The organism is Streptomyces sp. GLSS-08, assembly GCF_056387915.1.
The window spans coordinates 101957-109375 of record NZ_JBWJAQ010000023.1; the positions used below are offsets into that span (position 1 = coordinate 101957).

Below are 7419 nucleotides of genomic sequence, written 5' to 3' on the forward strand. Positions count from 1 at the left end.
GGAGCGTGTGCCTACCGCGCCGTGGAACTGGCCTGCCTGTGAGCGGTGTTCGGCGCCGCGGTGGAACCGGCGTGGTGTCCGCGGGCGCCGGCCGCGAGGTCGGTGTCCGCGGGCGCCGCCCGCGAGGTCCGGCACCCCGCGGACCCGCCCGCCCGCCCATCCCAACCGACGGTGCGTGCCCGGCAGTTGACGCCGGTGCGAGGGGGTCGTGTCAGGACGGCACGGTGGCGGGCACGAGCAGGACGTGGCACTGCGCGAGGCGGCCCGCCGCGTCGAAGCGGAGCTCCGCCACCAGCGACCAGGCCGCTTCTGCGGCGCGGGCGGTCGCCCGCAGCGCGACGACGTCGTCGTCGGCCAGCAGGCTCTCGACCGTCAGCCCCAGCCCGTCGGGCAGCGCCCGCCCGCCGGTTCCCCCGGGGCCCGCCCAGTGGCGGGTGAGCCGGTTGACCTCGCCCCGGTTGCCGGCCGCGACCAGCACGCGGACGAGTTCCTTGTTGCGTTCGCGCACACTGTGCGCGGTGAGGAGTTCGTGCAGCGCCCCGCTGAGGGGCTCGGCCAACGTGGGCACCATGACGAGAGGCCCCTTCTTCATGGTTCGTCGTCCCGTGCAGCTGTCCCGCACACCATGACCGCCTGGCCTGGAGAGGTGTCGGAGAACGGGTGGACCCCGGTGGTTCGCCGCGGCTCCAGCACGCCTGTAGGTGAGGTGATCAGGCTGTTACGGGTCAGGGCCCGGCCAACCGCGACGGGGCGACAAGGCGGTCGGCCGGCAGGACGGGGAACGAACAGGACCATGACGGACACCTCCACCGACGACCGCCCAGGGCTGCCCCCGCACCGTCCTGGCGGAAGGACAGGAGCCACCAGGTGCGGCAGGAGTGCGCTCGTGCACCAGCTGACCGGTTCGGCCTCGCGCCACCGTCCGTGCGCCATGCCCCGGCCGGCCTGCCCACAGCGGGCCGGGTCCGCCGCAGCGGGCCAGGCGGCCCCTGCCCCGCCGTACGGGCGCCGCGCTGCTGGACGCCCCGCCCCACGGGCACGCCGTCACCCACGCCACCGGATGGTACGGGCCACACCGGGTGGTCCGGGCCACGCCGGGGCGCGACGGACACCGGGTGGTACGGGCCACGCCGGGGCGCGGCGGATCCCGGGTGGTACGGCTACGCCGGGTGCGGCGGATCCCGGGTGGTACGGCTACGCCGGGTGCGGCGGATCCCGGGTGGTCCGGGCCACGCCGGGGTGCGGCCACAACGTTTTCCGGTGAACCGACGACACACAAAAGGGTGGGATCAGCCATGGCCTGGGACATGACGTTCGAGGAACTCCTGCGGGGCTACCTGCCGTTCCTGGGCGCGGGCGAACCGCTTCAGGCCGACACCGACCTCAGGGTCTCTGGTCTGGACTCGCTGGCCGCGGTGGAACTGCTGGGCTCGCTGGAGAGCCTCTACGCAATCCGCTTCGCGGACGAGGCGTTCTCACTGGACACCTTCGCCACGCCGGCATCGCTGTGGGGGACGGTGACCCGGCTCAGGACGGCCGCCTGAACCCCCGCAGACACACACGAACACCGGGCCCCCGGTCCAGGACGGCGCCCCGGCCGAAAGGACCGGCGACGGCCCGGATGCGGCACACCGCCCACCGCAGGCCCGACAGCGGCGCACCAGCCGGCAGGCCCAGACGGCCGCAGGCCGGACAACGCCGGGCCGGGCGGCAGCGGGCCAGGCCGCGCAGGCCGGGCCGCAGGCCGGACAGCGGGCCGGACAGCGGGCGGGCGGCGGGCCGGACAGCGGGCGGGCGGCGGCGGGCCGGACAGCGGGCGGGCGGCGGGCGGGGCGGCGGGGGTGTCCCTCATGCCGCGAACAGGTCGAACGTCGAGGAGTGACGCGGCCCCGCCAACACGTCCAGCCGCGGATCCACCGCCAGCACGGCCTGGTGCATGCGCTGCAGCTGCGGGGAGGGCTCCACGCCCAGGTCGTCGATGAGCCGCATGCGCAGCCTGCGGTAGACCTCCAGCGCGGTGGCCTGCCGGCCCGAGCGGTACATCGCCAGCATGGCCTGGGAATGCAGCCCCTCGTGGTGGGGATGGCGGGCGGTCAGCTCGGTCAGCTCGGCGATCAGCTCCGAGTGGCGGCCCAGACGCAGGTCGGCATCGATACGCCGCTCCACGGTGACCAGCCGGCTCTCCTGCAGCCGCATCACCTCGATCTCCAGGACCGGACCGAGTTTCACATCGACCAGCGGCGCCCCGGTCCACAGATCCAGAGCGGTCCCGAAACAGGCCGCGGACAACTGGTTGTCACCGGCCTCGAACGCGCCCTGGCCCTGCCGGACCAGATCCTCGTACCGGTTCACATCGACACAGCTCTTGTCGATCTGGAGCAGGTACCCCCCGTGCCGGGTGGCGAGAATGTCCTTCGCCTGCCCCGGCGCACCCGGTCCCATGGCCGTGCCGAGCCGTCTGCGCAATTGCAGAATGTACGTCTGAAGAGTCGTCAGCGCACTCGCGGGAGGCTCGGTCCCCCAGAGTTCCTCCATGAGCGTGGGAACAGGCATGACCCGCCCCGGATACAGCGCCAGCAACGACAGAATCTGCCGCGGCTTACCCGCCGTCGGAACGATCGATCCCCCGTTGACCTCGGCACTCAACGGACCCAGAACCTGAATCTTCACGGTGCCCCTCCCACCTCGTCGAGTTCGTTGTCCAGTTCCTACTGGTGGCCAGAAATCTCCGCCATGACGCACGCTAGCGGTGCGCGTACCCGGCCATCGTTTCCCTGTAGCGGTCCTCCAGCGCCGCTCCAAGTGAGGTATTGCGCACAGCTTTCACAACTCTCGAAAACACCTGCACCCATACCGGAAGAAACCCGGGATCCCGCTGCAGGTACACACCCGCAGACAGCCAACCGGACACACACCCCCTCATTTTCCGCCCGCGACCACCAGACGAAAACCACCGCCCAAACCCCGCCCAAACCCCCTGCCGAAACCACTACGGAACCCCCGACCAAACCCTGCCGAAACCTGTGCTGAAACCTGTGCGGAGGCCACTGCGGACACGTCCGCCCAAGCCGCCTGCGGGAAAGAGGGCCGGGGGGCGTTTTACGGGCCGGCGGGTCACTGCTCGTGCGGGGGGTGGGATGCGCCCACCGGCTCGGGCAGGGCGATGGTGTGCGGTGCGGCCCGGTCCCAGGGAAAGCCGTGGTGCAGTTCCAGATACGGGACGGGACCGTCGTCAGCGGGCAGCGCCACAGCGCTCAGCACACCGGGCACCGGCTCCAGTTCCACAAACCGCCACCGCCCGTCCCGGTCATCGGCCGGCGGCCGGAAGGCAAGCACACCCCGGTTCCCGGCCAGAGTGAAGGAGAACTCATCGAACGGCAGCGCCAGTCCCAGTCCACGGGCCTTGGAGTAGGCCTCCTTCAACGTCCACAGCCGCAGCACCCGGCGGCTGCGCCGCTCTCCCGCCGGCTCCTCCTGCGCCCACCGCTGCTCCTCGGGAGTGAAAGTGGTCAGGATCGTCTCCAACGCACGCTCCTCGCGTGCCAGGCCCTCCACATCGACGCCGATGCGCTGTCTGCGGACGATGCCCAGCAGGCTGTAGCCGCCCGCGTGGGAGAGGTTGAAATCCAGGTGACCGCCACCCCGGGGCAGACCGCCGGGCAGCGGCTGGAGGAAAGGCCGCCCGCGCGCGGAACGCCAGATGACCTGCTCGGCCTCGGCAATGCCGGCCTCCAGCGCCAGCGCCCGGCGCACCAGGGTATGCGCCAGGAGGTACTGCCGGCGGTCACGATCGAAAAGGAAACGCGCCGCGGTCTCGTGCTCACCCTCATCAAGCCAGTGCGAGGCAAGAACAGCAGCGACCGCCGGCGAAAGAGCATCGTTGGAACACAGCCACAACTTCACCGGCACCGGCGCCTGGTGGGACTGCGGCAGGAGCCCGGCGCCCAGCGGCCCCGGAGTGGTGAGGGTCATGATGCCTCTCGTCCGTCTCGGTCCCCCGCCCCACCACCAACAGTGACCCCACCACAACCCCCGCCCCCACCGCCCCCACCGGCGCCACCGGGGCCACCGGGGCCACCGGAACTACGGGGGCTGTCAGAGCTGCCGGGACTCTGGGACCACGGGGGCCCTCCGGGCTGCCCAACCCGCCGGACCCGCCGGGGCTCGGAACCGCTGGGGCCTCCGGGCTGTCGGACCTGTCGGAGCTGTCGGACCCGTGCGGGCCGTTCGGACCCGTTCGGACCTGTCGGACCCGTTCGGAGCTGTCGGAGCTGTCAGGGCTGTCAGGGGCGGGAGCGGCGGGGGAACTGCCGGGTGCCACCCGGGTGATGGCTGGCCGGCCGCCGCCCGGATGGCGGTGACCAGATGGTGGCCGGGGTACCGCCCGGGATGAAGGCGGGCCGGATGGCCGGGTACCGCCCGGGTGAAGACGGCCGGATGGTGGCCGGATACACCCCGGTGGCAATGACTGGATGGCGGTGGCGCCGGATGGACCGCGCGGCGGCGGCCCGTGATGGTGACCAGGTGGTAGCGGCCGGGCGGTGGTGGACGGGTAGCGGCGGCCCGGTAAGGGTGGCCGGGCGGTGGTGGACGGATAGCGGCGGCCCGGTAAGGGTGGCCGGGTGGCGGTGGAGTGATGGCGGATGGTGACCGGGTACCGCCCCGGCGGTAACGACCAGGCGCTGCCCGGGAGGTCACCGGATGACGGTGGCCGGAAGGGCCGCACGGCGGCGGCCCGTGATGGTCGGATGGTGTGGCCGGCTGGTGGTGGACGGGTAACGGTGGCCCGGTGGCGGCCGGTGAGGGCGGCCGGGCGCCGCCGGAGTGACGGCGGAGGATGGTGGGCGGGTACCGCCCCGGTAGTGGTGGCCGCGTGATGACCGGTACCGCCCCGGTAGTAGTGGCCGCGTGATGACCGGTACCGCCCAGGCGGTAACGACCGGGCGCTGCCCGGGTGACGACCGGATGGCGGTGGCACGTAACGGTGGCCGGGTGGTGGTGGACGGGTAACGGTGGCCGGGTGGTGGTGGACGGGTAACGGTGGCCGGGTGTTAACCCGGTGAGGGTGGCCAGGTGCCGCCGGGATGGTGACGGCCGGGTACCGCCGGGATGGTGACGGCCGGGTACCGCCGGGATGGTGGCAACCGGGTACCGCCCCCGGTAGGGGTGGCCGGTTGGCGGGGGCGGGTGGTCAGGCGGGGCGGGCCGTCAGGAGTGCGGCGGCCTCGTCGACGCCGATCCGCTCCCCGCGCACCGCGTCCAGGAGCGCGAGCATCTCCTCCTGGGACAGCGCAGCCCGCTTTTCCACCGCGGCGGCGGGCGCCGGCAGCGGCACACCCCCCGCAGCCGGCGCACCAGAGACCACAGCAGCCACAGCAGCCACAGCGGCCACAGGGACCGCAGCAGCCGCAGGGACCGCAACAGCCGCAGGGACCGCAACAGCCGCAGGGACCGCAACAGCCGCAGGGACCGCAACGGCCGCAGGGACCGCAGGGACCGCAGGGACCGCAACGGCCGCGGGGACGGCAGGGACGGCAACGGCCGCGGGGACGGCGGGGGCGGCGGGGGTGGCGGGGGTGGCGGGGGGTGCCGCGTCCCGGGTGCGGGAGGCGACGTAGGCGGCCATCGCGGCGAGGCTGGGATGCTCCTGGACGGTGACGGGACGTTCGGCCAGCCCGTAGGCACGGTTGACGCCGGCAACGAACCCGGCCGCCAGCAGGGAATCGATACCCAGCTGATCGAAGGCGGCCCCGCCCTCGATCTCGAACGGCTCACAGTGCAGAAGCTGCGCCAGCTGCTCCCGCAGCACCACAAGGACCTCCTGCACAGCCGCCGGGGCAGGAACGGCCCGGCCCGCGGCGGGGACGCCCTGGCGCACGGCCGCCAGGTGGCCGGCCAGCAGCGCCGGCGTGCAGTACTCATACAGCGCCCCGCCCGTGATACGGACCCCGAAATGCCGGCCGACCGCAGAGACGAACTCAGCGGTGAGCAACGAGTCCAGACCAAGAACGGCAAACGGCCGGCCGGACTCGATACGCCCGGCATCCACACCCACGACATCAGCCAGCACAGCCTTCACCCCGGCAAGAACATCACCGCCCGGACCAGCGCCGGGGTCGGCGCCCAGACCAGCGCCGGGGTCGGCGCCGGGAAGAGCCGTCGGCTCACGGGTCATGATCCGTACCTCCAGAAAATACGGCGCCCGGGCGCCAGAAAAGTCAGTGGACCGGAGCCAGGGACACAGACTGCGGACCGGGCACACCACGCACCGCACGGACCGGCGCCGGCACACTCTCGGGCCCCGCCGTCAAAATCGTGTGCTGCAGCCCACGCAGCCGCGCAGAAGGCTCCAGACCCAGCTCACGCCCCAACGTCGCACGCAGCCGCAGGAACACACTGAGCGCCTCACCCCGGCGCCCCGAACGATGCAACGCGATCATGAACTGGGCATGCAGATTCTCATGCGTACGGTAACGACTCGTCAGCACCGTCAGCTCCGCCAGCACCTCACGATGACGGCCCAGCCGCAGATCCGCCTCAATACGCTGATCCAGCGCACACAGCCGGCTCTCCTCCAGACGCCTGACCTCCATCGCCAGCTGCACACCACTTTGCACATCCGCGAACGCAGCCCCCGACCACAGCCCAAGAGCCGCCGCCAGCGTACGCGCCGCACCCGCGAAATCACCGGCATCCATCGCCCGGTAACCCAAACCCGCCAACCGCTCGAACTCCCGCACATCACTGGTACCACCACCGGAAGACAACAGATAACCACCCGGCAAAGTCACCAGCACATCCTTCGCACCCCCACGCCCCACCACACCAGCCCCCACACCCGACACCCCCACGCCCGTGCCCAACTCCCCCACCCCGCCGGACACCCCCACCGCCGCGCCGGACACCCCCACCACACCGGCCCCCACCACGCCGGACTCCCCCACCGCGCCGGACTCCCCCACCGCGCCGGGCTCCCCCACGGTGCCGGCCAGCGCCACGCCCCCACCGGACCGCCGCACCGTGCCGGACTGCCGCACGCCCGTGCCGGCCAGCGCCACCGCGATCAGCTCACGCAACTGCAGCACATACGTCTGCAACGTCGTACGCGCACTGCGCGGCGGCCGCCCCGACCACAACTCCTCGATCAGCGAATCCACCGGCACCACCCGGTCCGCATGCAACGCCAGCAACGCCAGCACCTGACGCGGCTTCGGAGCCGTCGGAGCGATGCACACCCCGTTCTCCCTGACATCCAGAGCACCCAGTACGTCGATGTCCACGCCGTCTCCCCTCGTCCACGTGCACCACCGGCACCCCACAATTCAAAAACAGCACGAACGGTATGTCAATAGCAAACCGTCCGTCCTGTTTCTAGAAATCCTCCACCCCCCGCCACCCCCCACCCCCCCACACCCACCC

The 7419-nt window shown here is 72.0% G+C and carries 6 protein-coding genes; 1 reads left to right on the top strand and 5 read right to left on the bottom strand.

The genetic code is table 11. The features are described 5' to 3' along the window. Positions 1–211 precede the first annotated feature (211 nt). Entirely contained in the window at positions 212–592 is a 381-nt protein-coding gene (locus AC0ZLC_RS29860) for a hypothetical protein (protein WP_476755057.1), read from the bottom strand. A 691-nt stretch (positions 593–1283) separates the two neighbouring features. On the opposite strand from AC0ZLC_RS29860, the gene AC0ZLC_RS29865 reads away from it, so the two are divergent. After that, positions 1284–1544 (top strand): phosphopantetheine-binding protein, encoded by a 261-nt coding sequence (locus AC0ZLC_RS29865; RefSeq protein ID WP_476755058.1) that lies wholly within the window; start codon positions 1284–1286, stop codon positions 1542–1544. Between the two features lie 304 nt (positions 1545–1848). Here AC0ZLC_RS29865 and AC0ZLC_RS29870 read toward each other — a convergent pair whose 3' ends face one another. The 4 genes from AC0ZLC_RS29870 to AC0ZLC_RS29885 all read right to left on the bottom strand — a co-directional run bounded on the left by AC0ZLC_RS29870 (position 1849) and on the right by AC0ZLC_RS29885 (position 7280). Continuing rightward, on the bottom strand, positions 1849–2670 hold the full coding sequence (locus AC0ZLC_RS29870; RefSeq protein ID WP_476755059.1) for an AfsR/SARP family transcriptional regulator: 822 nt from the start codon (positions 2668–2670) through the stop codon (positions 1849–1851). 444 nt (positions 2671–3114) lie between these two features. Further along, positions 3115–3972 carry a 4'-phosphopantetheinyl transferase family protein gene (locus tag AC0ZLC_RS29875; protein WP_476755060.1) on the bottom strand — a complete coding sequence of 286 codons (858 nt, stop codon included), beginning with the start codon at positions 3970–3972 and terminating at the stop codon, positions 3115–3117. Positions 3973–5191: 1219 nt separating this feature from the next. Beyond that, positions 5192–6175, bottom strand: a complete 984-nt coding sequence (locus AC0ZLC_RS29880; protein WP_476755061.1) for a phosphopantetheine-binding protein — start codon at positions 6173–6175, stop codon at positions 5192–5194. Positions 6176–6218: 43 nt separating this feature from the next. Then, entirely contained in the window at positions 6219–7280 is a 1062-nt protein-coding gene (locus AC0ZLC_RS29885) for an AfsR/SARP family transcriptional regulator (protein ID WP_476755062.1), read from the bottom strand. Positions 7281–7419 lie beyond the last annotated feature (139 nt).